This window comes from Pukyongiella litopenaei, from assembly GCF_003008555.2.
In the GTDB taxonomy this organism is placed as follows: Bacteria; Pseudomonadota; Alphaproteobacteria; order Rhodobacterales; family Rhodobacteraceae; genus Pukyongiella; species Pukyongiella litopenaei.
The window spans coordinates 2,578,826-2,602,934 of sequence record NZ_CP027665.1; the positions used below are offsets into that span (position 1 = coordinate 2,578,826).

Sequence of the window (24,109 nt, forward strand, 5' to 3'; positions counted from 1 at the left end):
GCCCGGGATGCCGGGGCGGCGCGTCCGGTCCGGCATCCCGCACCGCGAAACAGGGAGATCCCGATGGCGTTGAAGACAGCTCTGGCGGCGATGGCTCTGGCCGCGGCGGGGGCGGCGGGCTGGGTCGTTCTCGACACCCGGCCGCCGTCGCCGCCGGCGGGATTCGCCGCCCGGTTCCCCACCGCCGAGGGGTTCGAGTTCGACCCCCCCGCGCCGGGCAGCTATGACCTGCTGCGGATCAAACCCGCGCCGGATGGCGAGCTGCTCGACATCCACGGAAACCTGTCGCGGCTGTCCGATCTGATGCGGGACAGGATCACGCTGGTCAGTTTCGTCTATCTCTCCTGCGGCGATATCGGCGGCTGCCCGCTGGCGATGTCGGTGCTGTTCGACATCCACGAGGCGAGCCTCGGCGTCCCCGGTCTCGGCGACGAGGTCCAGCTGATGACGATCAGTTTCGATCCCGAGCGCGACACGGTCGAGGCGATAGGCGCCTTTGCCTATCCCATCTCGATCGACCGCGATGCGGACAGGAAACTGCCCTGGCAGGTGCTGACGGCCCCGGACCAGGCGGCGCTGCAACCGATCCTCGACGGCTTCGGGCAGGTGGTGAACCGCTCCGGCGACCAGGAAACGATCAACCATGTGCTGCGCATGTATCTGGTCGACCGCCAGGGGCAGATCCGCAACATCTACGGGCTGGGGCTGATCGATCCGCGATTGCTGATGTCGGATGTCGAAACCCTGCTGCAAGAGGAAGGCACCGGATAGATGCGCATCGGATGGCCGTTCGTGGTGCTGGCGCTCGCCGTCTGTCCCGCCTGGGCCGGCGGGACCACGGGCCATGACCCCGCCGGGGGCGGATTGCCGCTGGTCGATCCGGCAACCTGCCCCGAAGACGCGGCGGGGTGGGAGGCGCGCGCGCTGGCCCGCAGTCTCGCCCCGCAACCCGGCCTGCCGCCGATCCCGCACCCGGCCGACAATCCGCCCAGCGCCGGGAAGATCGCGCTGGGCCGCAAGCTGTTCTTTGACCGGCGGCTGTCGATCAACGGCACCATGTCCTGCGCCATGTGCCACGTTCCCGAACAGGCATTCGTCAATCGCGAGCTTGCAACCGCGGTGGGGGTCGAGGGCCGGTCGGTCAAGCGCAACGCCCCGACGCTGATCAACGTGGCCTTTCACGACCCGCTGTTCCATGACGGGCGCGACAATGCGCTGGAGACCCAGTTCATCGGCCCGCTGGTCGCGCGCAACGAGATGGCCAACCCCTCGGCGGGACGGGTGATCGCCCGGATCAACGCGATGCCGGAATACCGCCGGCTGTTCGATGCGGCCTTTGCCGCGCCGGCGTCGCTGGACCGGATGGGCATGGCGCTGGCCACCTATCAGCGGTCGCTGGTCGCGGGCGGGTCCGATTTCGACCGCTGGTATTATGGCGGCGACGAGACCGCGCTGACCGAGCCCGCGAAACGCGGCTTTGCGCTCTTTTCCGGCGCGGCGGGCTGCACCGCCTGCCACCCGGTGGGCGCCGACAGCGCGATCCTGACCGACAACCTGTTCCACGACACCGGCTATGGCTGGATGCGCGAACAGGTCCGCCAGCACCCGCCCGCCACCGCGCCGGTGCAGGTCGCGCCGGGTGTGGTGCACGAGGTGGATTTCGCCCGGATCATGTCGGTTTCGGCGCCGCGCGAAGCCGACCTGGGCCGCTATGAAGTAACCGAAACGCCCGCCGACCGCTGGCGGTTTCGCACGCCGTCGCTGCGCAACGTGGCGCTGACGCCGCCCTACATGCATGACGGTGCCCTGGCGTCCCTGCGCGCGGTGCTGGAGTTTTACGATGCGGGCGGTCCCGGCGCACCCGGCCAGGACCCGCGCATTCGGCCGCTGGGCCTGTCCCCGTCCGATCTGGACGATCTCGAAGCGTTCCTGAACGCCCTGACATCGCCCGGCATCGCCTGTCTCGCCAAGGAAGCGCGATCCGCCCCGCCCGACAATCACTAGGTATTTCCATTCCGGTCGGTTCGGCCATGATGGGCGCCACCGGCGGCCGGCATCCGATGCCGGTTCGCGCCGTCCGGACCCATGACAGGCAGGCCCGCGCATGAACGAAGTTGAGCTATACGCGCCCGTCAAGGCGCTGCTGGAGCGGCAGGACTATGTCGTCAAGGGCGAGGTCGGCGCGGCGGACGTGGTGGCCTGCCGGGGCGACGAGCCGCCGGTGATCGTCGAACTCAAGCTGCGGTTCACGCTTTCGCTCTATCACCAGGCGGTGGCGCGGCTGGCGGTGACCGATGCGGTCTATGTCGCGGTGCCGCGCCCGGCGGGGCGGACGGCGCGGCGGATGCTCAGGGACAACACCCGGCTGTGCCGGCGGCTGGGGCTGGGGCTGATCACCGTGCGGCCCGATGGCCGGGCCGAGGTGGTCTGTGACCCCGGCCGCTATGCACCGCGCAAGTCGAGCCAGCGGACGGCGCGGCTGCTGCGCGAATTCGACCGGCTGCGCGGCGATCCGAACACCGGCGGCGCGGTGCGGGGCGGCATCGTCACCGGCTATCGCCAGGACGCGCTGGCCTGCGCCGCGCATCTGGCCGAACATGGCGCCAGCAAGGGCGCGGCGGTTGCCCGCGCAACCGGGGTCGCCACCGCCACCCGCCTGATGCGCGACAATCATTACGGCTGGTTCGAACGGGTCGGAACCGGCATCTATGCGCTCACCGGCTCGGGCGCGCGCGGGCTGGCCGACTGGTCGCGCGATGGCGGGCCCGGATGATGCTGCGCCGCGGCGTGTTTTTTTCGCCGATCTCCGTTGACAGCCGCGGGCGAGCTGCCTAGCTATGCGCCGTTAGCACTCGGTTGAGATGAGTGCTAATGGCCCCTGCAACAGGTGCGGGGGCCTGAAGAAAACGAACTTTGAGCCTCAAGGAGCTGCAAAGATGGCATTGAAACCGCTTCATGACCGGGTGCTGGTGCGCCGCGTTGAGAGCGACGAGAAAACCGCTGGCGGTCTGATCATCCCCGACACCGCCAAGGAAAAGCCGAGCGAAGGCGAAGTTGTCGCCTGCGGCGAAGGCGCGCGCAAGGACAGCGGCGAGCTGATCGAGATGGCTGTCAAGCCGGGTGACAAGATCCTGTTCGGCAAATGGTCGGGCACCGAGGTCACGCTCGACGGCGAAGAGCTGCTGATCATGAAGGAAAGCGACATCATGGGGATCATCGCGTAAGCCCGAGCGGCTTGCCGACCCATATCGCTGACAGTTCACAGAAATTCTAGGAGACAGCAACATGGCTGCCAAGGACGTCAAGTTCGATACCGATGCCCGCAACCGCATGCTCAAGGGCGTCAACATCCTGGCCGACGCGGTCAAGGTGACCCTCGGCCCCAAGGGCCGCAACGTGGTTCTGGACAAATCCTTCGGCGCGCCGCGCATCACCAAGGACGGTGTGTCGGTCGCCAAGGAAATCGAACTGGAAGAAAAGTTCGAGAACATGGGCGCGCAAATGGTCAAGGAAGTGGCCCAGCGCACCAATGACGAAGCCGGCGACGGCACCACCACCGCAACCGTTCTGGCCCAGGCCATCGTGCGCGAAGGTCTGAAATCGGTTGCCGCCGGCATGAACCCGATGGATCTCAAGCGCGGCATTGACCTGGCCACCGCCAAGGTCGTCAACGAGATCAAGTCCGCTGCCCGCGAAGTCAAGGACAGCCACGAGGTTGCACAGGTCGGCACCATCTCGGCCAACGGCGAAGAAGAAATCGGCCGTCAGATCGCGGACGCGATGCAGAAGGTCGGCAACGAAGGTGTCATCACCGTCGAAGAGAACAAGGGCCTGGAAACCGAGACCGACGTGGTCGAGGGGATGCAGTTCGACCGTGGCTACCTGTCGCCCTATTTCGTGACCAACGCCGACAAGATGACCGCCGAGCTGGAAGACTGCATGATCCTGCTGCACGAGAAGAAACTCTCGTCGCTGCAGCCGATGGTGCCGCTGCTCGAATCGGTGATCCAGTCGCAGAAGCCGCTGCTGATCATCGCCGAGGATGTCGAAGGCGAGGCGCTGGCCACCCTGGTGGTCAACAAGCTGCGCGGCGGCCTGAAGATCGCCGCCGTCAAGGCACCCGGCTTCGGCGATCGCCGCAAGGCCATGCTGCAGGACATCGCCATCCTGACCGGTGGCCAGGTCATCAGCGAAGACCTGGGCATGAAGCTGGAAAACGTCACCATGGACATGCTGGGTTCGGCCAAGAAAGTGTCGATCACCAAGGATGAGACCACCGTGGTGGACGGCGCTGGCGAAAAGGCCGAGATCGAGGCCCGCGTCGCCCAGATCCGTCAGCAGATCGAGGAAACCTCCTCGGATTACGACCGCGAAAAGCTGCAGGAACGCGTGGCCAAGCTGGCCGGCGGTGTTGCCGTGATCCGCGTCGGCGGCATGACCGAAGTCGAGGTGAAAGAGCGCAAGGACCGTGTCGATGACGCGCTGAACGCCACCCGCGCGGCCGTGCAGGAAGGCATCGTCGTCGGCGGCGGCGTTGCGCTGGTCCAGGCCGGCAAGGCGCTGGAAGGCCTCGAAGGCGCCAACAACGACCAGAGCGTCGGCATCCGCATCGTGCGCAAGGCGCTGGAAGCGCCGCTGCGCCAGATCGCCGAGAACGCCGGTGTCGACGGGTCGGTGGTTGCGGGCAAGATCCGCGAAGCGAGCGACGCCAGCTTTGGCTTCAACGCCCAGACCGACGAATATGGCGACATGTTCGCCTTCGGCGTGATCGACCCGGCCAAGGTGGTGCGGACCGCGCTGCAGGACGCCGCCTCGATCGCCGGCCTGCTGATCACCACCGAAGCGATGGTGGCAGACAAGCCGCAGAAGGAAGGCGCAGGCGCCCCCGGCGGCGGCATGCCCGACATGGGCGGCATGGGCGGTATGATGTAAGCCGACGCCGCTCGAACATTGCAAAAGGGCCGCCGCGTGCGGCCCTTTTCGCGTTTCGGGGGGTTTTGCCTTGTCCGGCATTTGGCGCTATTCTGGCGACCTGCCCCGCAATGGAGGCCACATTGCCCCGGAATGCCGAAGCCCTCTGGACATTGACGGTCCGCGCCGCCGATGCGCTGCTGCGCGATGCGTTCCCGGACGGGACCGAGGCCGATCTGGTGCAGGATCTGCGCGCCGCGCGGGACCTGGCCTGGGAAACCGTTCAGCCGGGTGAAGACGGCGCAACCGCGATCGGTTACGCGGCGCTGTCATGGATGGTCGCGCCGCAGGGCTGGCTGTGCCTGGCCCCGATGGCGGCGGCGCCCGGGATGCAGGGCAGGGGGATCGGCACCGAACTGGTGGCCCGTGCGCTGGCCTGGGCCACCGAAAAGGACGCCCATGTGGTGGTCCTGGGCGATCCGGGCTGGTATGGCGCACGCGGGTTTTCCCTCGACCGGGCCGCGCGGCTCAACTCGCCCTACCCGATATCCCACACGCTGCTGGCGGGGCCGGGGACGGATGCGCCGGAGCAGGCGCTGATCTACCCGCCGGCCTTCTCGGCGCCGGCGTGACAGGCCGGCGGGCGGTGGCCCCCGAACATTCCCACCGGACCATGACCCCCGGCTGTCCCCGCGATCCGGGCGCCCAGGGCCGAAGGTCTCTTTCGCGGCGAATGACGGGGCGGTAGAGAAACCTCATGCGCCTGATCCTGCTCACCGTCCTGACCATGTGCGCCTTTGCGTCGAACTCGTTGCTGAACCGGCTCGCGGTCGAGAGCGGCCATGCCGATCCCGGTGCCTTTGCGCTGGTGCGCACGGCAGCCGGTGCGGCGATGCTGGTGGCGCTGGTGCTGATCCGCCGTCGCACGCTGATACTGACCGGAAAAAAACGGCTGATCGGGGCGGGGTCGCTGGCGCTCTACATGCTGGGGTTTTCGAGCGCCTATCTCACGCTGGATGCGGGGGCGGGGGCGCTGATCCTGTTCGGCGTGGTGCAGATGTCGATGCTGGCGATCTCGGCGGCGCGCGGCACCGTGCTGCGGGTGCCGCAACTGGCGGGGGCGGGCGTCGCGCTGGCCGGCCTGGCGGTCGTTCTGTGGCCGGGCGGCGGGGCGCTGGTCGATGTCGGCGGCGCGGCATTGATGGCGGCGGCCGGGCTGGGCTGGGGCATCTACACGCTGGCGGGCCGGGGCGAACCCGATCCGCTGGCCGCGACCGCGGCCAATTTCTGCCTCGCCCTGCCGGTGACCGCGCTGGCGCTGCTGGTGGCCGGGGCCGGGATCACCGGGGCGGGCATCCTGCTGGCGGTGCTGAGCGGCGCGGTCACCTCGGGGCTGGGCTATGCGCTGTGGTATGCGGTGCTGCCCCGGCTGCAACCGGCGATGGCGGCGACAGTGCAATTGTCGGTGCCGCCGCTGGCGGTCATCGGCGGCGTGACGTTGCTGGGCGAAACGGTGGGGCTGCGGTTCGTGATCGGCGCCGCCCTGGTGGTTGGCGGCATCGCGCTGTCGTCGCGCCCCGCTCCCCGCCCCGCGGCCCGATCCTGAGCTTTCATTGCCCGCCGAACCGGCGTATTCGGGGCCCATGCGCTTGCTTGCCCTGTTCCTGCTGTTCTGGCCCGCCCTCGCGCGGGCGGATTGCATCGTGCTGCTGCATGGCCTGGCGCGCACGGACGCGTCCTTTGCGGTGATGGAAGAGGTCTATCGCGCCCGTGGCTACACGGTGGTGAGCCCGGATTACCCGTCGACCGACCTGCCCATCCCGGCGCTCGCCACGGTGCCTGAACACGCGATGACGCGCTGCGGGGCCGGGGAAACGGTGCATTTCGTGAGCCATTCCATGGGCGGCATCCTGATCCGCTACTGGCTGGCCGGGGGGCTGCCCGACCGGCTGGGCCGGGTGGTGATGCTGGCGCCGCCCAACCAGGGCACCGAACTGGTGGACGCGCTGAACGACTGGGAGGTGTTCGGCCTGCTCAACGGACCGGCGGGCCAGCAGCTCGGCACCGGGCCGGACAGCCTGCCGCGCCGGCTTCCGGCGGTGGATTTCCCGCTGGGCGTTATCGCCGGCGACCGGTCGCTGAACCCGTGGTTTTCATCGCTGATCCCCGGCCCCGACGATGGCAAGGTCTCGGTCGCATCGACCCGGGTGGTCGGGATGGCCGGGCATATCGTGCTGCCGGTGACGCATACGTTCATGATGAACAATCCCCGGGTCATGGCCGAAGCCCTGCATTTCATCGAAACCGGCCGGTTTGCGCCCGACCTGACCTGGTTGCAGGCGGTCGAGGACCTGATCGCGGAAAAATGCGCGGGGTCCGAATGCGACGCGGGGCCGGGCCAATGACAGCACTGCGCTGCGATCTGGCCGGGGCCAGGGTGCTGCTGCCGGGGCAGGGGCTGGTCCCGGCGCGGCTGACGATCGCCGACGGGGTGATCGCCGGGGCGCCGGTCGGACGCGCGGTCGACCTGGCCGGGTTCCTGCTGTTGCCCGGCATCGTCGATCTTCATGGCGACGGGTTCGAACGCCACGTCGCCCCGCGCCGGGGGGCGATGACGCAGCTCGAGGAGGGTGTGATCGCCACCGGGGCGGAGCTGGCCGCCAACGGCATCACCACGGCGGTGCTGGCGCAGTTCCACAGCTGGGAAGGCGGGCTGCGCGGGCCGGAATTCGCCGCGCGTTTCTTTGCCGGGCTGGCGCAGGCGCGGGCGCATGTGGTGACCGATCTGATCCCGCAGCTGCGGCTCGAGACCCACCTGCTCGACGATTTTGCGGCGCTGCCGGCGCGGCTGGCGGGCTGGGGCATCGATTATGTGGTGTTCAACGACCACCTGCCGCATGACCGGCTGGCCGCCGGGCGCAGGCCGCCGCGGCTGGCCGGGCAGGCGCTGAAGGCGGGGCGCAACCCCGAGCGGCATCTCGAAATGCTGCAGGCGCTGCACGCGCGTGGAGCCGAGGTGCCGGCGGCGCTGGATGCGCTCTGCGCCCGGCTGGCGGCGCAGGGGGTGCGCATGGGCAGCCATGACGACCGGACCGCGCAGGACCGTGCCGCCTGGGCCGCGCGGGGTGTCCGCATCGCCGAGTTCCCCGAGACCGCCGAGGCCGCCGAGGCGGCACGGGCCGAGGGCAGCGGCATCATCCTGGGGGCGCCGAACCTCGTGCGCGGTGCGTCGCACAAGGGCAATGTCAGCGCCCGGGATCTGGTGGCGGCGGGGCTGTGCGACGCGCTGGCCTCGGATTATCACTATCCGTCGCCGCGCCGGGCGGCGCTGGCACTGGCCGACAGCGGCACACTGGATTTCGCCGCGGCCTGGGCGCTGGTCTCCGAGGGGCCCGCGCGCCTGCTGGACCTGTCCGATCGCGGCCGGCTGGCACCGGGGCTGCGCGCCGACCTGGTTCTGCTGGACGAGGCCGACGGGCGGGTCGCCGCGACCATCGCCGGGGGCCGCGTGGCCTATATGCAGGGCGACGTCGCGGCCCGGTTCTGCGCCGGTCCGCCGCCGGACTGACCCGGTGTTGCGATGGTGGTGCGGGGCGGGCTGGTCCGGCCCCGCTCAGCGGTGGATGACGCGGTTGGCATGCCCCATCTTGCGGCCGGGCCGGGTTTCGGTCTTGCCATAGAGATGCAGCGCCACGTCGGGGTCGCGCGCCAGGTCGGCAACCCGGTCCATGTCGTCGCCGATCAGGTTTTCCATCACCACGTCCGCATGTCGCGCGCCATTGCCCAGCGGCCAGCCCGCCACCGCGCGGATATGCTGTTCGAACTGGTCCACCACACAGCCATTCTGGGTCCAGTGGCCCGAATTATGCACCCGTGGCGCGATCTCGTTGACCACCAGCCCGGCATCGGTCACGAACAGCTCGACCCCCATCACGCCGACATAGTCGAGCGCGCCGAGGATACGCGCGGCCAGCAGGATCGCGTCGGACCGCAGGCCGGGGCGCAGCTGCGCGGGGACGGTGGTCGTGTGCAGGATGCCGTCCTTGTGGACGTTTTCGCCGGGGTCGAAACAGGCGACCTCGCCGGTCAGGCCACGCGCGGCGATGACCGAGATTTCCCGGTCGAAACGGACGAAGCCTTCGAGAACCGCCGGTGCGCCGGCCATGTCGGCCAGCGCGGCCGCCGGATCGCTGTCGGGGTCCAGCCGGACCTGGCCCTTGCCGTCATAGCCGAAGCGCCGGGTTTTCAGGATCGCCGGGCGCCCGATCGCGTCGATCGCCCTTTGCAGGCTGGCGGCATCGGTCACGTCGGCATAGGGCGCGGTGGCCAGCCCCAGGTCGCGCAGAAAGGTCTTTTCGGTCAGCCGGTCCTGGCTGACCCGCAACGCCTCGCGCCCGGGACGGATCGGGCGCAGTTTTTCCAGCAGGTCCAGCGCGTCGGTGGGGATGTTCTCGAATTCATAGGTGATCACATCGACCGAGGCGGCGAAGTCGCGCAGCGCGGCGTGGTCGTCATACCCGGCGGTGGTCAGCCGGTCGGCCACCTGCGCCGCGGGCGGGTTCGCCCCCGGTTCGAACACATGGCAGCGCAGCCCCAGCCGGGCCGCGGCCATCGACAGCATCCGGCCCAGCTGGCCGCCGCCCAGAATGCCGATCACGGCGCCCGGTTGCAGCGGTTCACTCATCCCGCGGCTCCTCCGGGATCGAGGCCGAGAGCGCGGCCCGCCAGGCGTCCAGCCGTTCGGCCAGCGCCGGGTCGGAAACCGCGAGGATCTGCGCCGCCATCAGCCCGGCATTGGCCGCGCCCGCAGCGCCGATCGCCATGGTCGCGACCGGGAAACCGCGTGGCATCTGCACGATGGAATAGAGCGAATCGACCCCCGACAGCGCACGGGTCTGCACCGGCACGCCGATCACCGGCACCCGTGTCTTCGACGCCATCATGCCGGGCAGGTGCGCCGCGCCGCCGGCCCCCGCGATGATCGCCTTCAGCCCGCGATCCGCCGCCGCGCGGCCATAATCCCACAGCCGGTCGGGCGTGCGGTGCGCCGATACGATCCGGGCCTCGTGGGCAATGCCCAGCTCGTCGAGAATGGACGCCGCTTCACGCATGGTCGGCCAGTCCGACTGGCTGCCCATGATGATGCCTACCGATACCTCGCCCATGCCGAGCCCCTGTCCACGCCGTTCAAAGAGCGGGCACTATAGCCGGATTGCGGGTGCTGGCAATGATTTCGGCGGTGGCAGTCAGGCGATGATGTCGGGGGTCAGCCGGTCCTCGATGACCGCGATCTGGTCCTTCAGGCGCAGCTTCTGCTTTTTCAGCCGCCGGATGGTCAGCTGGTCGCCCGTGCCCCGTTCCTGGAGCGCGTGAATGGCCTCGTCCAGATCGCGGTGCTGACGGCGGAACACCTCGAGCTCCACCGCCAGCACCTCGTCTGTTTTCATCGGCACGTCCGAAGGTGCGTTCATCCGGGTGATTCGACTCTGTGATCCTGTATCCAGGAGATTAACGCATTGGCGGGCGGTTCGCCTAGACCTTGTGGACAGGCCGAATTGCCCCCATATTTCCCTTGCGCGGTTGCCGCATCCGGGGCCGCGCCGCACCGTCGCTTGCAATTGAAAAGGACGAACAACGTGTCGAAGCTGACTCTTGGCGCATACCCGCATATGCTGGGGTTCGAGCAACTGGAACGGCTGCTGGAACGCAGCGCGAAATCCGGCGCCGACGGCTATCCGCCGTTCAATATCGAACAGACCTCGGACCATTCCTACCGCATCACGCTGGCGGTGGCCGGGTTCGCCGAATCCGATCTGTCGATCACCGTCGAGGATCGCCAGCTGGTGATCCGCGGCCGCCAGAACGACGATGCCGACGGCCGGGTTTTCCTGCACCGCGGCATCGCCGCCCGGCAGTTCCAGCGCATGTTCGTGCTGGCCGACGGGGTCGAGGTGGGCGAGGCGGTGATCGAAAACGGTCTGCTGCATGTCGATCTGACCCGCGCGGTGCCCGAAGCCGTGGTGCAGAAGATCAACATCAGGAAAGGGTGAGCCATGAACACACCGTTTGACCATGATTTCGGCGGCCGCCCCATCGTCTATGTCAAGACGGTGGACGTGGACCAGCTGCCCAGCGACCTGCGCGAACAGGCCGGGGACCGCCATCACCTCTATGCGGTGCATGACGCCGAGGGGAACCAGCTGGCGCTGGTGGCGGATCGCAAGCTGGCCTTCGCGCTGGCCCGGCAGCATGACTACAAGCCGGTCGCCGTGCATTGAGCCGGTTCGACTTCGACTGGGTCGATGCCTTTTCCAGCCGCCCCTTCGGCGGCAACGGCTGCGCCGTCGTGCATGGCGGCGCGGCGCTGGACGACGACACCTGCATGGGGTTCGTCCGTGAGACCTCGCTGGTGGAATGCACCTTTACCGGCCCGTCGGACGTGGCCGATATGCGGGTGCGCTACTTTCTCGCCAGCCGGGAAATTCCCTTTGCCGGTCACCCCACGCTCGCCACGGTTGCCGCGTTGCGCGACCGGGGGCTGGTCGCGGGTGGCCGGGTGGTGCTCGAAACCGCCGCCGGGCTGGTGCCCGTGGTGCTGGACGGCGGCGACATCGAGATGACCCAGATGGCGCCGCAATTCGGCGCCAGCCCCGATCCGGCGCTCGTGGCACGCTGTGTCGGCCTGCCGCCCGATGCGGTGGCCGCGCCGCCGCAATTCGTTTCGACCGGGCTGCCATTCTGCATCACCCTGCTGCGCGATCACGCGGATCTGCGCGCCGCGCGGCTGAATGTCGGCGCCCTGCGCGACCTGGCCGCCGAGGCGGGATATGGCAGCACGGACATGCTCGAGCCGTTCCTGGTGACGCTGAGAGGCGCAACCGGCGAGGGCGATACGTTTTCTCGATTGCTGATGGCGCCGCCCAGCCCGCCCGAAGACCCGTTCACCGGATCGGCCACCGGCGCGATGGCGGCCTATCTGTGGCGGCACGGGCTGATGGCCGGGGACAGTTTCATCGCCGAACAGGGGCACTGGATGGGCCGGCCCGGCCAGGCGCGGGTGACCCGGATCGGGTCCGCCGATGCGCCCGAGGGCGTGAAGGTGGCCGGGCAGGGCTATGTGCTGATGCGCGGCAGCGTGGATCTGCCCGATGGCTGAGGCGCCCGCGATTGCCGTTCTGCCCTATGGCAGCCGGCTGGGCGGAGACCTGCCGCACCAGCCGCTGGACCGGCTGAACTGGCCGTTGGGCCGGCCCGCGCGGCTCGATGGCGGATGCGTCGGCGACATGGGGCGTGACGACCACCTGATCGTCTATCCCCGGACCGCGATGCACGTCCAGCCGCGCTGGGGATGCCCGGCGCATGTGTCGATGATGGTGGTCGAACCCAACATCATGCATGGCCGCCACCTGCGGCTGCTGCGGCTGACCCATCGCCGGTTCTTTCGCGTGTTCAGCTATGACCGGGAGTTCCTGGGCCGGATTCCGAACGGGATCTTCCTGCCCTACGGCACCACATGGGTGCCGGACTGGCGCGATCTCGACCTGACCAAGACCGCGCATATGTCGCTGATCGCCTCGGCCAAGCGCGATCACCCCGGCCACAAGCTGCGCCATGACATGGTCGCGATGGTGCAGGCCGAGGCGCTGGACGTGGCGGTGATGGGACGGGGCTATACCCCGTTCGAGACCAAGGCGGACGGTCTCGCGCCGTTCCGGTTCTCGGTGGTGATCGAAAACGTGCGGCAGCAGAACTATTTCTCGGAGAAGCTGATCGACGCGCTGTTGTGCGACACCGTGCCGATCTATTGGGGCTGCCCGAATATCGGCGATTTCATCGACCCGGCGGCGATGGTGATCTGCACCACGGGCAACGAGATGCGAAACGCGATCCGCAGCCTGGGTGCCGACGATTTCGACCGCATCCTGCCGGCGCTGCGGGCGGCAAAGGAAACCGCCGCAACCTATTGCGATGTCGAGGCGCGGGCAGCCCGGGCGCTGCGCGCGTCGCTCTGAGTGCCGGGTCGCCGGCCGGGGTTATTCCTCGACCGGGTTTTCGACCGCGGGTTCGCTCGGCTCTGACGGGATCGCCTGCTGATAGATCTGCTGATCCGCGATCGGTTCGGGCGGCACTGGCGGTTCGCAACCGGCGAGCAGGGTGAGGGGCAGGATCAGGAACAGGAAAATCCGGGTCATGGGGGGCCTCTTGGCTGGTACGTCGTGGCGTCAGAGTGCCAAAACATCGCCCCGCTTGCCAATGCCCCATGAAAAATGCCCGGAAACGCGATGTTTCCGGGCATCAGGGTGACGTTGCGGCAGGCGGTTCAGCCGGCGATCAACCCCATGGATTCGAGCTTGAGCAGCACCTGGTGGGCGCAGTTGTCGACCTCCACGTTTTCGGTTTCGACCCGCAGTTCCGGGTTTTCCGGCACGTCATAGGGGTCGGATATGCCGGTGAATTCCTTGATCTTGCCCTCGCGCGCCAGCTTGTAGAGCCCCTTGCGGTCGCGGCGTTCGCATTCCTCAATGGTGGTCGCGACGTGAATTTCGACAAAGGCGCCGTAGGCTTCGATCTCCTCGCGCACGGCGCGGCGGGTGGTGGCATAGGGCGCGATCGGCGCGCAGATGGCGATGCCGCCGTTCTTGGTGATCTCCGAGGCGACATAGCCGATGCGGCGGATGTTCAGGTCGCGGTGTTCCTTCGAGAAACCCAGCTCGGAGCTCAGGTTCTTGCGCACGATGTCGCCATCGAGCAGCGTCACCGGCCGGTCGCCCATTTCCATCAGCTTGACCATCAGCGCGTTGGCGATGGTGGATTTGCCGGACCCCGAAAAGCCGGTGAAAAACACGGTAAAGCCCTGCTTGGACCGGGGCGGATACCGGTTGCGCAGCTGTTCGACCACCTCGGAGAAGGAAAACCAATCGGGGATCTCCAGGCCTTCGCGCAGGCGGCGGCGCAGTTCGGTGCCCGAGATGTTCAGGATCGTGACGTTGTCCTTGTCGGCGATTTCGTCATTGGGTTCGTATTGCGCGCGTTCCTGCACATAGACCATGTGTTTGAAATCGACCATCTCGATGCCGATTTCCTGCTGGTGTTCGCGCACCAGGTCCTGCGCGTCATAGGGGCCATAGAAATCCTCGCCGGCCGAGTTCTTGCCCGGTCCGGCATGGTCGCGCCCGACGATGAAATGGGTGCAGCCGTGGTTGCGGCGGATGATCGCGTGCCAGACCGCCTCGCGCGGGCCGGCCATGCGCATGGCCAGGTTCAGCAGCGACATCGAGGTGGTCGAGGCGGGGTATTTGTCCAGCACCGCCTCGTAGCAGCGCACGCGGGTGAAATGGTCCACGTCGCCGGGTTTGGTCATGCCGACGACCGGGTGGATCAGCAGGTTGGCCTGCGCTTCCTTGGCGGCGCGGAAGGTCAGTTCCTGGTGCGCGCGGTGCAGCGGGTTGCGGGTCTGGAACGCCACCACCCGGCGCCAGCCGACCTTGCGGAAAAAGGCGCGCAGCTCGTTCGGGGTGTCGCGGCGGGCGCGGAAATCGTAATGCACCGGCGGCTGGATGCCGACCACCGGGCCGCCCAGATAGACCTTGCCGGCCGTGTTGTGCAGGTAGTTCACCGCCGGGTGCGCGTCGTCATCGGCGCCGAACACCTGTTCCGCCTCGCGCGACTTGTCCGGGGTCCAGCGGTCGGTGACGGTCATCGTGGCGAGAATGACGCCTTCCTGATCGCGCAGGGCGATGTCTTCGCCCAGGGTCAGCCCCTCGGCGAAATCCTCGGACACGTCCAGCGTGATCGGCATCGGCCACAGCGTGCCGTCGGCCAGCCGCATGTTGTCGACGACGCCGTCGTAGTCTTCCTGGCCCAGGAACCCCTTGAGCGGGTTGAACCCGCCGTTCATCAGCAGTTCGAGGTCGCAGATCTGCCGCGGCGACAGGTCGTGGCTCTTCAGGTCGGCGGCTTCGCTCTTGAGTTTCTGCGCGCTCTCGTAGGACACGAAAAGCTCGGGGATCGGGGCAAGATTGGGAATTTGCATCTGGGTCTCTCGTCGGGATCGCGGACCGATTGCCCGCTGCGTTATCTGGTGCGGGGTTAGTCGCTCGGGACGCGGGGATTCAAGACAAGTTCGACCCGATCAGGAAAATCGGGCCGAAATGACGCGTTTTTGCCAGAATGCGGGACGTTTGCGGCTCAGCCGTCCTGTTCGGCGAGAAACCGTTCCGCGTCCAGCGCGGCCATGCAGCCCATGCCGGCGCTGGTCACGGCCTGCCGATAGACATGGTCGGTCAGGTCGCCCGCGGCGAACACGCCGGGGATCGACGTTTCGGTGCTGCCCGGCTTGACCTTCACATAGCCGCCCATGTGGGTTTCCAGCACATCCTTGACCAGTTCATTGGCCGGCGCGTGGCCGATGGCGATGAACACGCCCTTGGCCGGGATCTCGGTGATCTCGCCGGTTTCGACATGCTTTACCCTGACGCCCTCGACGCCCAGCGGATTTTCGGTGCCGACCACCTCCTCGAGCGTGTGGAACCACAGCGGTTCGATCTTGGGGTTCTTCAGCAACCGGTCCTGCAGGATCTTTTCGGCGCGCAGCTCGTCGCGGCGGTGCACCAGCGTGACCTTGGACGCGAAATTGGTGAGAAACAGCGCCTCCTCCACGGCGGTGTTGCCGCCGCCGATGACGACGATTTCCTGCCCGCGATAGAAGAACCCGTCGCAGGTGGCGCAGGCGGAGACGCCGAAGCCCTTGAATTTCTCCTCGCTCTCGAGCCCCAGCCATTTCGCCCGCGCGCCGGTGGCCAGGATCACCGCGTCCGCGCTATAGACGGTGCCGCTGTCGCCGGTGGCGGTGAACGGACGCCCGGACAGGTCGAGATCGGTGATGATGTCGCCAACCACCTCGCAGCCCATCGCTTTTGCGTGGTCCTGCATCCGCACCATCAGGTCGGGGCCCTGCACCTCGGTATCGCCGGGCCAGTTCTCGACCTCGGTGGTGGTGGTGAGCTGCCCGCCCGGTTCGATGCCCTGCACCAGCACCGGTTCCAGCATCGCCCGCGCGGCATAGACGCCGGCGGTGTATCCGGCCGGGCCCGAACCGATGATCAGAACCCTGGTGTGACGCGATTCAGCCATGTTTTTCTCCGCTCGACAACCGGCGGAGAGGTCCGCCGAGTGTGGGGTATAGACACCGCGCATAGCGGCTTAAACCCCGATTCGATCAGGCCCATGCCGCGGTGCCGCATTGGGGCGAAACATTATTGCGCACGTTCGCGGCGCTGCTATAAGAAACGCAAAGAAACAGGGGCATCGCATGGTCGTCACACGTTTGGATCCGATTGACCGGAAAATTCTGGCCGAACTGCAGGGCGACGGGCGCATGACCAATGTCGAACTGGCCAAGCGTGTCGGCATTTCCGCGCCGCCCTGCCTGCGGCGGGTGCGCACGCTCGAGGAGAACGGCCTGATCCGCGGCTATCACGCGGATGTGGATGCCCGCGAACTGGGCTTCGAGGTGCAGGTCTTTGCGATGGTCGGGCTGGACAGCCAGGCCGAGGCCGAACTGGTCGCGTTCGAGGACCGGTGCCGCGCCTGGCCGCTGGTCCGCGAATGCCACATGCTGAACGGCGAGGTGGATTTCATCCTCAAATGCGTCGCGCCCGACCTGAGCACGTTCCAGAGTTTCCTGACCGGCGAATTGCTGACCACCCCCAACGTGGCCAGCGTCAAGACATCGCTGGTCATTCGCGGCGCCAAGGATGAACCCGGTGTTCCGTTCGACATACTGGAAGAGCGGCTGAGCCGCACCGCCTGAGGCCACGCCGGGCGGGCCAGGCCGGTTTCGGTCCGGCGTCTTCTTGCCAGTGAATTCGTGACGTGGCGTTCGGTCTCTGTGCATTCGGTGCCAGTTCTGGTTGTATCTAGGAGAAGCACAGTCTTCCTCCCCCCCGGGGGCTCGGCCCCCACAACAAGACGAGAAATCACATGACCCAGAAACTAGTTGCACCGCTTGCCGTTGCCGCAACCGCTGCCCTGGCGCTCCCCGCAGCCGCCGAGCTGAAATATGAGAACGCCACCGGGGGTTCGGTCAAGATCTATGGCCAGTTCAGCCCGGCCTACCAGTCCGTCGATGACGGGCAGGACCGCAAGAACACCTGGGTGGACAACGCCCATTCCAACACCCGCGTCGGCCTGTGGGTGCGGCAGCCCGATGCCGGCGGCGAGTTTTCGTTCAACTTCGAAACCGCGCTGGGCCTGCGGTCGTCCGACGGTGTCAGCCAGACCTTCACGCCCAACGGGGCCGAGTGGGACCGCACCAAGCTGCGCAAGATCGACTTTGCCTATACCTCCAACAGCTGGGGCAAGATCTCGGCCGGCCAGGGGTCGATGGCCACGGACGGCGTTGCCAATGCGGATCTCGGCTCCAACGGCATGACCACCTATAACGGCATCCCCGATTTTGCCGGCGATTTCCTGTTCCGCGGCCCCAACGGGGCGCTGTCGGGCGTGAGCATCTCCGACGCGTTCACCAGCCTCGACGGCGGCCGTCGCGCGCGTATCCGCTATGACACCCCGTCCTTTGCCGGTTTCTCGCTGTCGGCGGCCTGGGGCAAGGAAGTGCTCTCGAAGACCAACAACGACGAGTATTACGACGTCGCGCTGCGCTATGCCAACGACTTCAACGGCACCGAGGTGACCGGCGCGATCGGCTTTTCGCGCCGCGACCCCGAAACCGGCGGCCCGAACGTGGACGACACCATCGGGTCGTTCAACGTGAAGCTGCAGTCTGGCCTGGTGTTCACCGTCGCCGGCGGCAGCCGCAAGAACAGCGGCAGCTATGGCTATGGCAAGGTCGGCTACGAGGCCGACTGGCTGGCAGCGGGCGCGACCTCGTTCGCGGTGGATTACTATCGCGGGTCGGACTTCGTGGTCAGCGGTTCGGAATCCACCGCCTATGGCATCGGCATCAACCAGCAGGTGGACAGCCTGAACACCCAGTTCTACCTCGGCTACCGCCGCCACGAATATTCCGAGCCGGGCACGGATTACGCGGATATCGACGCGATCCTGGTCGGCGCGCGCTGGAAATTCTGATATCCCGCGTTGCTGCGAAAACGTCACGGACACGCCCCCTTTGCGGGGCGTGTTTCGATTCGGGGCTCCGCGTGCCGGTCGCGCCGGAAAGCCCCTTGCGCACGCGCCTGCGGGGCCATAGAAGGCCCCGGAATGTTGTCAGCGCGCCCCGGCGCGCCCGAATCCGTTGGGGAAATCACATGCAGGTCACCGAGACGCTGAACGAAGGTCTGAAGCGCGGCTACGCGATCACCGTCACAGCCGCCGAGCTGGACGAGAAGGTGAATGAAAAGCTGGCCGAGGCGCAGCCCGAAATCGAGATGAAGGGCTTTCGCAAGGGCCGGGTGCCGATGGCCCTGCTGAAAAAGCAGTTCGGTCAGCGGCTGATGGGCGAGGCGATGCAGGAATCCATCGACGGCGCCATGAGCAAGCATTTCGAGGACAGCGGCGACCGTCCCGCCCTGCAGCCCCAGGTCAAGATGACCAACGAGGACTGGAAGGAAGGCGACGATGTCGAGGTCGAGATGTCCTACGAGGCGCTGCCGGCCATCCCCGAGGTGGACCTGAAGGCGCTGAGCCTGGAGAAGATGGTGGTCAAGGCCGATGACGCGGCCGTGGACGAGGCGCTGGGCAACCTGGCCGAGACCGCGCAGGACTTCAAGGCGCGCCGCAAGGGATCGAAAGCCAAGGACGGCGACCAGGTCGTGATGGACTTTGTCGGCCGCGTCGATGGCGAGGCCTTCGAAGGCGGGTCCGCCGAGGATTACCCGCTGGCGCTGGGGTCGAACAGCTTCATCCCCGGTTTCGAGGAGCAGCTGGTCGGTGCGAAGGCCGGCGAGGAGAAAGAGGTCACCGTCACCTTCCCCGAAGAATACCAGGCCGAGCACCTGGCCGGGAAAGAGGCCGTGTTCACCTGCACCGTGAAAGAGGTGAAGGAACCGGTCGCCGCCGAGATCGACGACGAGCTGGCCAAGAAATTCGGCGCCGAGGATCTCGACGCGCTCAAGGGCCAGATCCGCGAACGGCTCGAAGCCGAATATGCCGGTGCCGCCCGCCAGGTGATGAAACGCGCGCTGCTGGACCGGCTGGACGAGGTCGTGTCCTTCGACCTGCCGCCGAGCCTGGTGGAAACCGAGGCCAAGCAGATCGCGCACCAGCTGTGGCATGACGAGAACCCGGATGTCGAAGGCCATGATCACGGCGAGATCGAGCCGTCCGACGACCACAACAAGCTGGCCGAGCGCCGCGTGCGCCTGGGGCTGTTGCTGGCGGAGCTGGGCCAGAAGGCCGAGATCGAAGTGTCCGACGCCGAAATGACCCAGGCGATCATGAACCAGGCCCGGCAATATCCGGGGCAGGAACGCCAGTTCTTCGAATTCGTGCAGCAGAACCAGCAGATGCAGCAGCAGCTGCGCGCGCCGATCTTCGAGGACAAGGTCGTCGACTACGCGTTCGAACTGGCCGATGTCGCCGAAAAGGAAGTCGGCAAGGATGACCTGCAAAAGGCGGTCGAGGCGCTGGAAGACGAATAACCCGACACGGGCAACGCGCGGTTTCAGGATCGCGGCGAAACGAGAAGAGCCGCCCCGAACGGGGCGGCTCTTTGTGGTTTGGTGTGTGAGTGTGGGTCGTTCGTGTGTGGTAGTGGGTCGTGGGTAGTATCTAGTATGTCGTGGTGAGCGCGCGGGTGTGTGTGTGAGTGTGTGTGCGGCTCGGGTATTGTGGTCGTTGGTCGTGTGGAGTGGTGGGTCGTCTGGTCCTTTTGTGTTCGTGGTGGTCCGCAGCGCCTGACGGGGTCAGGCGATACGTCTCAGGGCGTCCTGCGCTTCCTGGGGCAGGTGTTCGGTGACGGCGGTCATCAGGCGACGCACCGCGCGCGCCTCGTCATCGTTGGATGCTTCGCGAAGCTGCTGCGCGAAATACTCGCGAAGCTCGGCCGCCGGCGCGTCGTTGTCGCCGGAACGCGACGGGCCTGCCCGGCGCGAGAACCGTTTCAGTACGTCCTCTTCGCTGGCAAAGACATCGTGGTCGATCCCCGCGAATTCGCGGATGCTGGCGATGCGTTCGTCGGAACAGTCCATCAGCGCCGCCATCGCGGTCACCTTGCCCATCGGCTTGGGGGTGCCCAGATAGTCATAGGGCGCATTCCCCGACCGTTTCAGGACCCTGTTCATGACCGGGTCGATCACGGCCACCGCGTCGAGGATCCCGGCCTTCTGGGCGTATTCGAAGGCGCCGATCATCACTTCGGAGGTGACATAGGAGATCGAGTTGCGTTTGCGGCTGCCGGTCAGCTTGACCGTGTCCACGCAGAACCGGGTCGCTTCCCAGATCTGCGCGCTGCGCAGCGGGGCCTCGCCATCGAGAATGCTGTGGAACACATCGGCCAGCATATGCGGACCGGTCGTCTGCAGCAGGCGCATGCAGCCCACCACATCGCCATCGTCATCCAGGCAAACGACATGGGCCGGGTCGAGGTTATCGAAAATGTCGATTTCCTTGCCGTCCTTGACGTCCACATCCCATCCGAGGCGATCCTGGAAGACCCTGGCTCGCAAGCGATACATTTCGTCGAGAACAGGCGCAAATCTGTGCCTGTTCAGCGCATCAATCGTGATAATCATTGCCGTTCCCTTTAGTTTTTTTCTGCAATCGAAACTACAGATGCCAAGAAAACGATCTATTGGGGGATTCCCGTAGCGGCGAAAAATCTCGCATTCGCAGGGGTATGCACAGGGGCCAGCACAGGGATCAGGGGCCTGCGCAACCTCAGCCGGGCATCACCAGGTTGAGCCCGATCGCACGCCCGACGGCCTGCGGCGTTGTCAGCGCGCCCAGCTTTTCCCGGCCGGACCTCAGGTGAACCTCGACCGTCCGGTGCGAAATCGACAGGATGTCGCCGATATCCTGCTGCGATTTGCCCACCGCGACCCATTGCAGTATCTCGACTTCGCGCGACGACAGCGAAGGCATCGACATGACCTTGGTCAGGACGCCCGCCTGCATCACGTTGTCATGCAGGTGAACGGCGGAAACCTGCAGGTCGCCCATGACGTTTTTCTTGAGCTTGTCCCATTCGTCCTGCGAACAGTCTCGGGTCACGCTCAGCAGGCCGCATTCGCCGAAGGGCCCGCGAACCGGAACCGTCAGGCCGCGTTCGGAAATGCCGAAATCGCAGGCGTCGCGGAACACCTTGCGAAACTTGTCGTCGTGATCGAATCGGTTCCAGTCGACCGGCGCAATGCTGCGCACCGACCGATAGAGCGTCGGATCGAAATGATGGTAACCGCGCTTGGCGTAATGCCGTTTCCAGTTCTCGGGATAGTTCGCATAACCCTGAACATCGCCATTCACCGGGTTGGCGGTGGCATAAGAGGCAAAGTCAAACTCGAGCGTCTGGCAGAGTTCGTCGAGGAACTCTTCCGCATGCTGGTCAGCGTCCGGCAGCGCGCTCAGATCGATCAGCTTCACGTCTTCCTCTCCTCCCGGGCCGGCGTGGCCTGTCAGGTGACAGCGGCCAGCGCCGCGTGCGCTTCTGAATCGGCCATGGACCGGATAATGGCCAGAACGGCCTGTCGTTGCGATGACGGCAATGCGCTAAACAGTTCGACAAGTTCGAGTTTCTCGGAATCGGACAGATAGCTCATCGTGTCCCGTGTCCGGGCGTCCTTGCCGACACCGCTGGCGACGACCGGTTCGATTCCGTCGAAAAACTGGGTCACGTCCACGCCGAGAACATCGGCAATCGCCCAGAGGCGGGATGCGCTGACCCGGTTGGCGCCGGTTTCGTATTTCTGGACCTGCTGGAAACGAACGCCGATTGCCCGGCCGAGATCGGCCTGGCTCATTCCCAGCGCCCTGCGCGATGCCCGAATACGTTTGCCCACGACAGAATCAATAGTGTTCATGTCTTACCTCTGTTCCGTACCCCTCCATCCGCGTAGCGTCTTTCTCAGTGGCTCCGCAGTATCCGGTCCACTCGCGCCTTGTTTACGCGAAGTAACACCACCGGTGACGAGGTCATATTGCATAACCCAGCGAAAGCTGGCAACGGAATTCACATAAGGCGAATCTTCTGTCGCACAACGAGAGAATCTCTCAAATTTTCCCCCTATGCGGGAAATCCGGCGCTCGTGCGGCGTCTGCGCATTCACAGCCGGATGCGATAGCGCGCAAATCCGTCCGGCCCGTCCCCCGCCGCCTCGAGCGAAACGCCCGGCACGTCCTCGGCATAATCGGCCGCTTTCGGTCCGGTGTCGAACAGCACGGTGGCGCCGTCCAGCGGCGCGAACCGCCAGTTGCCGTCGGCACGCGGGCTGATCGTGCCCTTTTCGACGATATAGCGGACGATCACGTCGCGGTTGGTGTCGGGACCCTCAAAGACGGTGGTGCCGTCGGTGCCGGGAAATTTGCCGCCGCCGCTGGCGCGGTAATTGTTGGTGGCGATGATGAACTCGGCCTCCGGGTCGATCGGCGCGCCCTCGAATGTCAGGTTGGCGATGCGATTCGCGTCCGGGTTGACGACCGCGCCATCGACATCGAACCTGGATGGCTGGCTCAGGTCGATCTCATAGCTCACCCCGTCGATCACGTCGAAATTGTAGGACGGAAAGGCCGGGTTCAGCAGCGCCTGGTCCGCCGCGCCGGGATTAACCTGGTTGAAGATACCCGCCGAGCGTTCCAGCCAGTCCTTGACCTGCGCGCCGGTCACCCGCACCGCCCGCGCCGTATTGGGATAGAGATACAGGTCGGCCACGTTCTTGATCGCCACGTCGCCCACGGGCACGTCGGTGTAATAGTCCGGACCGCCCCGGCCCCCGGCCTTGAACGGGGCGGCGGCCGACAGGATCGGCAGGCCCTCGTGTTCGGTGCCCTTGAGCATCTCGCCGATATACCAGCTCTGGGCGATCGACACGATCTGGACCGAGGGGTCGTCCGCCACCAGCGCGAAATAGCTGTGCAGCGGCGCGTCGGTCTTGCCGACCGCGCGGCGCACATAGGCCAGCGTCGCGTCATGGTCAGCCTGCACCGCGGCCAGCACCTCGGCATCGTCCTCCACGAGCGCGGTCCAGGACCGGTCCTCGTTGCGCCGGGCGATCGGGCGCGCGGCCGATTCATGGCCGACGATCCGCCAGCCGGTGCCGTCGCGTTCCAGCACCAGGTCGATCAGGCCCAGGTGGCTGCCCCAGAACCCGCCCATCGTGGCGGGTTTGCCATGGATGGTGCCCGCGGCCACGTCCACCGCGTCAAAGCCGTCATAGGTCGACGAGGGGAACACAAGGTGGCTGTGCCCGGTCATCACCGCGTCGATGCCGTCGACCGCCGCCAGCGGGGTCGAGGCGTTTTCCATGCCCTCGGTTTCCTGCGCGTCGCCGATGCCGGAATGGGACAGCGCGATGACGATATCGGCGCCGCGTTCCTTCATCTCGGGCACAAAGGCGCGGGCGGCCTGCAGGATGTCGCGGGCCTGCACGTTGCCGTCGAGGTGCCGGCGGTCCCAGTTCATCACCTGCGGCGGCACGAACCCGATCAGCCCGATGCGGATCGGGTGGGTTTCCCCGGCCCCGTCGGTCAGGTCGCGGTCGAGCAGGACATAGGGCGGCAGCAGGGTGTCGTCGCCGCGCGGATCGGCGCCCTGTGCTCTGGCGATGTTGGCGCAGACCACCGGGAACCCGGCCCCGGCGAGCGATTTCATCAGAAAATCGAGCCCGTAGTTGAATTCGTGATTGCCCAGCGTCGAGGCATCGAAACCGACCGCGTTCATCGCGGCGATCACCGGGTGCATGTCGCCGTCCTTCATCCCGCGCTCATAGGCGATGTAATCCCCCATCGGGTTTCCCTGCAGGAAATCGCCATTGTCCAGCAGCAGCGAATTGGTCGCCTCGGCGCGGATGTCGCGGATGATCGAGGCGGTGCGCGACAGCCCCACCGTGTCGCGCGGCTTGTCCGCGTAATAGTCATAGGGAAAGACATGCACATGCAGGTCGGTGGTTTCCATCAGCCGCAGATGCGCCTGGTTGGCGGCGGCATTGGCCGAGAACGGATGCAGCGCAATCAGCCCCGCGCTTCCGGCCAGGAAGGACCGGCGATTGAGATGATGTGGCACGGCAGGTCTCCCGTCATCAGT

General features: G+C 66.5%; 26 protein-coding genes. 16 read left to right on the forward strand and 10 right to left on the reverse strand.

The genetic code is table 11. The features are described from left to right. Positions 1 to 63 precede the first annotated feature (63 nt). The 9 genes from C6Y53_RS12835 (at position 64) to C6Y53_RS12875 (ending at position 8,479) form a co-directional block, all read left to right on the forward strand. Entirely contained in the window at positions 64 to 771 is a 708-nt protein-coding gene (locus C6Y53_RS12835; RefSeq protein WP_106472776.1) for an SCO family protein, read from the forward strand. Then, entirely contained in the window at positions 772 to 2,004 is a 1,233-nt protein-coding gene (locus C6Y53_RS12840) for a cytochrome-c peroxidase (protein WP_106472777.1), read from the forward strand. It begins immediately after the preceding gene. 100 nt (positions 2,005 to 2,104) lie between these two features. Beyond that, a complete protein-coding gene (locus tag C6Y53_RS12845) occupies positions 2,105 to 2,773 on the forward strand; it encodes a DUF2161 domain-containing phosphodiesterase (RefSeq protein WP_106472778.1) in 669 nt (222 codons plus the stop codon). Positions 2,774 to 2,936: 163 nt separating this feature from the next. Further along, entirely contained in the window at positions 2,937 to 3,224 is a 288-nt protein-coding gene (groES, locus tag C6Y53_RS12850) for a co-chaperone GroES (RefSeq protein ID WP_106472779.1), read from the forward strand. A 61-nt stretch (positions 3,225 to 3,285) separates the two neighbouring features. After that, positions 3,286 to 4,932, forward strand: a complete 1,647-nt coding sequence (groL, locus tag C6Y53_RS12855) for a chaperonin GroEL (RefSeq protein ID WP_106472780.1) — start codon at positions 3,286 to 3,288, stop codon at positions 4,930 to 4,932. 122 nt (positions 4,933 to 5,054) lie between these two features. Beyond that, positions 5,055 to 5,543 (forward strand): GNAT family N-acetyltransferase, encoded by a 489-nt coding sequence (locus C6Y53_RS12860; RefSeq protein WP_244614832.1) that lies wholly within the window; start codon positions 5,055 to 5,057, stop codon positions 5,541 to 5,543. Between the two features lie 125 nt (positions 5,544 to 5,668). Continuing rightward, positions 5,669 to 6,517, forward strand: coding sequence for a DMT family transporter (locus C6Y53_RS12865; RefSeq protein WP_106472782.1), 849 nt, complete (start codon positions 5,669 to 5,671; stop codon positions 6,515 to 6,517). Between the two features lie 37 nt (positions 6,518 to 6,554). Further along, on the forward strand, positions 6,555 to 7,316 hold the full coding sequence (locus C6Y53_RS12870; RefSeq protein ID WP_106472783.1) for an alpha/beta fold hydrolase: 762 nt from the start codon (positions 6,555 to 6,557) through the stop codon (positions 7,314 to 7,316). Next, entirely contained in the window at positions 7,313 to 8,479 is a 1,167-nt protein-coding gene (locus tag C6Y53_RS12875; protein WP_106472784.1) for an alpha-D-ribose 1-methylphosphonate 5-triphosphate diphosphatase, read from the forward strand. Before C6Y53_RS12870 ends, C6Y53_RS12875 begins: the two co-directional genes overlap by 4 nt. 45 nt (positions 8,480 to 8,524) lie before the next feature. Here the strand turns inward: C6Y53_RS12875 and C6Y53_RS12880 are convergent, their stop codons facing one another. The 3 genes from C6Y53_RS12880 to C6Y53_RS12890 all read right to left on the reverse strand — a co-directional run bounded on the left by C6Y53_RS12880 (position 8,525) and on the right by C6Y53_RS12890 (position 10,382). Continuing rightward, complete coding sequence (locus tag C6Y53_RS12880) at positions 8,525 to 9,595, reverse strand: 5-(carboxyamino)imidazole ribonucleotide synthase (protein WP_106472785.1); 1,071 nt, start codon at positions 9,593 to 9,595, stop codon at positions 8,525 to 8,527. Continuing rightward, the gene (gene purE, locus C6Y53_RS12885) at positions 9,588 to 10,076 is read right to left on the reverse strand and encodes a 5-(carboxyamino)imidazole ribonucleotide mutase (protein WP_106472786.1); all 489 of its coding nucleotides are present in this window, start codon (positions 10,074 to 10,076) and stop codon (positions 9,588 to 9,590) included. Before purE ends, C6Y53_RS12880 begins: the two co-directional genes overlap by 8 nt. Before the next feature lie 81 nt (positions 10,077 to 10,157). Beyond that, on the reverse strand, positions 10,158 to 10,382 hold the full coding sequence (locus tag C6Y53_RS12890) for a YdcH family protein (protein ID WP_106472787.1): 225 nt from the start codon (positions 10,380 to 10,382) through the stop codon (positions 10,158 to 10,160). A gap of 165 nt (positions 10,383 to 10,547) precedes the next feature. On the opposite strand from C6Y53_RS12890, the gene C6Y53_RS12895 reads away from it, so the two are divergent. The 4 genes from C6Y53_RS12895 to C6Y53_RS12910 are packed head-to-tail and all read left to right on the forward strand — an operon-like array spanning position 10,548 to position 12,923. Beyond that, a complete protein-coding gene (locus C6Y53_RS12895) occupies positions 10,548 to 10,961 on the forward strand; it encodes an Hsp20 family protein (protein WP_106474102.1) in 414 nt (137 codons plus the stop codon). A 3-nt stretch (positions 10,962 to 10,964) separates the two neighbouring features. Further along, on the forward strand, positions 10,965 to 11,189 hold the full coding sequence (locus tag C6Y53_RS12900) for a DUF1150 family protein (protein ID WP_106472788.1): 225 nt from the start codon (positions 10,965 to 10,967) through the stop codon (positions 11,187 to 11,189). Further along, positions 11,186 to 12,067, forward strand: coding sequence for a PhzF family phenazine biosynthesis protein (locus C6Y53_RS12905; RefSeq protein WP_106472789.1), 882 nt, complete (start codon positions 11,186 to 11,188; stop codon positions 12,065 to 12,067). Before C6Y53_RS12900 ends, C6Y53_RS12905 begins: the two co-directional genes overlap by 4 nt. Further along, on the forward strand, positions 12,060 to 12,923 hold the full coding sequence (locus C6Y53_RS12910; protein WP_106472790.1) for a glycosyltransferase family 10 domain-containing protein: 864 nt from the start codon (positions 12,060 to 12,062) through the stop codon (positions 12,921 to 12,923). The genes C6Y53_RS12905 and C6Y53_RS12910 overlap by 8 nt, the downstream gene beginning before the upstream one ends. Positions 12,924 to 12,944: 21 nt before the next feature. Here C6Y53_RS12910 and C6Y53_RS21035 read toward each other — a convergent pair whose 3' ends face one another. The 3 genes from C6Y53_RS21035 to trxB form a co-directional block, all read right to left on the reverse strand. Further along, positions 12,945 to 13,103 (reverse strand): hypothetical protein, encoded by a 159-nt coding sequence (locus C6Y53_RS21035; RefSeq protein ID WP_211299382.1) that lies wholly within the window; start codon positions 13,101 to 13,103, stop codon positions 12,945 to 12,947. A gap of 128 nt (positions 13,104 to 13,231) precedes the next feature. Then, positions 13,232 to 14,944 carry a bifunctional sulfate adenylyltransferase/adenylylsulfate kinase gene (locus tag C6Y53_RS12915; protein WP_106472791.1) on the reverse strand — a complete coding sequence of 571 codons (1,713 nt, stop codon included), beginning with the start codon at positions 14,942 to 14,944 and terminating at the stop codon, positions 13,232 to 13,234. Positions 14,945 to 15,099: 155 nt separating this feature from the next. Then, a complete protein-coding gene (gene trxB / locus C6Y53_RS12920) occupies positions 15,100 to 16,044 on the reverse strand; it encodes a thioredoxin-disulfide reductase (protein WP_106472792.1) in 945 nt (314 codons plus the stop codon). 178 nt (positions 16,045 to 16,222) lie between these two features. Between trxB and C6Y53_RS12925 the strand changes: the two genes are divergently transcribed. The 3 genes from C6Y53_RS12925 (at position 16,223) to tig (ending at position 19,514) form a co-directional block, all read left to right on the forward strand. After that, a complete protein-coding gene (locus C6Y53_RS12925) occupies positions 16,223 to 16,723 on the forward strand; it encodes an Lrp/AsnC family transcriptional regulator (protein ID WP_106472793.1) in 501 nt (166 codons plus the stop codon). Positions 16,724 to 16,893: 170 nt separating this feature from the next. Then, positions 16,894 to 18,003, forward strand: coding sequence for a porin (locus C6Y53_RS12930; RefSeq protein WP_106472794.1), 1,110 nt, complete (start codon positions 16,894 to 16,896; stop codon positions 18,001 to 18,003). A gap of 179 nt (positions 18,004 to 18,182) precedes the next feature. Then, entirely contained in the window at positions 18,183 to 19,514 is a 1,332-nt protein-coding gene (gene tig / locus C6Y53_RS12935; protein WP_106472795.1) for a trigger factor, read from the forward strand. A 264-nt stretch (positions 19,515 to 19,778) separates the two neighbouring features. On the opposite strand, the gene C6Y53_RS12940 is transcribed toward tig, so the two are convergent. The 4 genes from C6Y53_RS12940 to C6Y53_RS12955 all read right to left on the reverse strand — a co-directional run bounded on the left by C6Y53_RS12940 (position 19,779) and on the right by C6Y53_RS12955 (position 24,088). Continuing rightward, positions 19,779 to 20,606 carry an acyl-homoserine-lactone synthase gene (locus tag C6Y53_RS12940; RefSeq protein ID WP_106472796.1) on the reverse strand — a complete coding sequence of 276 codons (828 nt, stop codon included), beginning with the start codon at positions 20,604 to 20,606 and terminating at the stop codon, positions 19,779 to 19,781. 145 nt (positions 20,607 to 20,751) lie between these two features. Beyond that, positions 20,752 to 21,453, reverse strand: a complete 702-nt coding sequence (locus C6Y53_RS12945; protein ID WP_106472797.1) for a LuxR family transcriptional regulator — start codon at positions 21,451 to 21,453, stop codon at positions 20,752 to 20,754. A gap of 32 nt (positions 21,454 to 21,485) precedes the next feature. After that, positions 21,486 to 21,890 (reverse strand): helix-turn-helix domain-containing protein, encoded by a 405-nt coding sequence (locus tag C6Y53_RS12950; RefSeq protein WP_106472798.1) that lies wholly within the window; start codon positions 21,888 to 21,890, stop codon positions 21,486 to 21,488. Between the two features lie 242 nt (positions 21,891 to 22,132). Continuing rightward, on the reverse strand, positions 22,133 to 24,088 hold the full coding sequence (locus C6Y53_RS12955) for a bifunctional 2',3'-cyclic-nucleotide 2'-phosphodiesterase/3'-nucleotidase (protein ID WP_106472799.1): 1,956 nt from the start codon (positions 24,086 to 24,088) through the stop codon (positions 22,133 to 22,135). Between the last annotated feature and the right edge of the window lie 21 nt (positions 24,089 to 24,109).

Coding starts and splice junctions, on each gene's coding strand:
- C6Y53_RS21035 (WP_211299382.1), bottom strand. CDS start 13,103: ATGACCCGGATTTTCCTGTTCCTGATCCTGCCCCTCACCCTGCTCGCC.
- C6Y53_RS12900 (WP_106472788.1), top strand. CDS start 10,965: ATGAACACACCGTTTGACCATGATTTCGGCGGCCGCCCCATCGTCTAT.
- purE (WP_106472786.1), bottom strand. CDS start 10,076: ATGGGCGAGGTATCGGTAGGCATCATCATGGGCAGCCAGTCGGACTGG.
- C6Y53_RS12910 (WP_106472790.1), top strand. CDS start 12,060: ATGGCTGAGGCGCCCGCGATTGCCGTTCTGCCCTATGGCAGCCGGCTG.
- C6Y53_RS12875 (WP_106472784.1), top strand. CDS start 7,313: ATGACAGCACTGCGCTGCGATCTGGCCGGGGCCAGGGTGCTGCTGCCG.
- groL (WP_106472780.1), top strand. CDS start 3,286: ATGGCTGCCAAGGACGTCAAGTTCGATACCGATGCCCGCAACCGCATG.
- tig (WP_106472795.1), top strand. CDS start 18,183: ATGCAGGTCACCGAGACGCTGAACGAAGGTCTGAAGCGCGGCTACGCG.
- C6Y53_RS12925 (WP_106472793.1), top strand. CDS start 16,223: ATGGTCGTCACACGTTTGGATCCGATTGACCGGAAAATTCTGGCCGAA.
- C6Y53_RS12840 (WP_106472777.1), top strand. CDS start 772: ATGCGCATCGGATGGCCGTTCGTGGTGCTGGCGCTCGCCGTCTGTCCC.
- C6Y53_RS12915 (WP_106472791.1), bottom strand. CDS start 14,944: ATGCAAATTCCCAATCTTGCCCCGATCCCCGAGCTTTTCGTGTCCTAC.
- C6Y53_RS12950 (WP_106472798.1), bottom strand. CDS start 21,890: ATGAACACTATTGATTCTGTCGTGGGCAAACGTATTCGGGCATCGCGC.
- C6Y53_RS12845 (WP_106472778.1), top strand. CDS start 2,105: ATGAACGAAGTTGAGCTATACGCGCCCGTCAAGGCGCTGCTGGAGCGG.
- trxB (WP_106472792.1), bottom strand. CDS start 16,044: ATGGCTGAATCGCGTCACACCAGGGTTCTGATCATCGGTTCGGGCCCG.
- C6Y53_RS12870 (WP_106472783.1), top strand. CDS start 6,555: ATGCGCTTGCTTGCCCTGTTCCTGCTGTTCTGGCCCGCCCTCGCGCGG.
- groES (WP_106472779.1), top strand. CDS start 2,937: ATGGCATTGAAACCGCTTCATGACCGGGTGCTGGTGCGCCGCGTTGAG.
- C6Y53_RS12880 (WP_106472785.1), bottom strand. CDS start 9,595: ATGAGTGAACCGCTGCAACCGGGCGCCGTGATCGGCATTCTGGGCGGC.
- C6Y53_RS12835 (WP_106472776.1), top strand. CDS start 64: ATGGCGTTGAAGACAGCTCTGGCGGCGATGGCTCTGGCCGCGGCGGGG.
- C6Y53_RS12940 (WP_106472796.1), bottom strand. CDS start 20,606: ATGATTATCACGATTGATGCGCTGAACAGGCACAGATTTGCGCCTGTT.
- C6Y53_RS12890 (WP_106472787.1), bottom strand. CDS start 10,382: ATGAACGCACCTTCGGACGTGCCGATGAAAACAGACGAGGTGCTGGCG.
- C6Y53_RS12930 (WP_106472794.1), top strand. CDS start 16,894: ATGACCCAGAAACTAGTTGCACCGCTTGCCGTTGCCGCAACCGCTGCC.
- C6Y53_RS12865 (WP_106472782.1), top strand. CDS start 5,669: ATGCGCCTGATCCTGCTCACCGTCCTGACCATGTGCGCCTTTGCGTCG.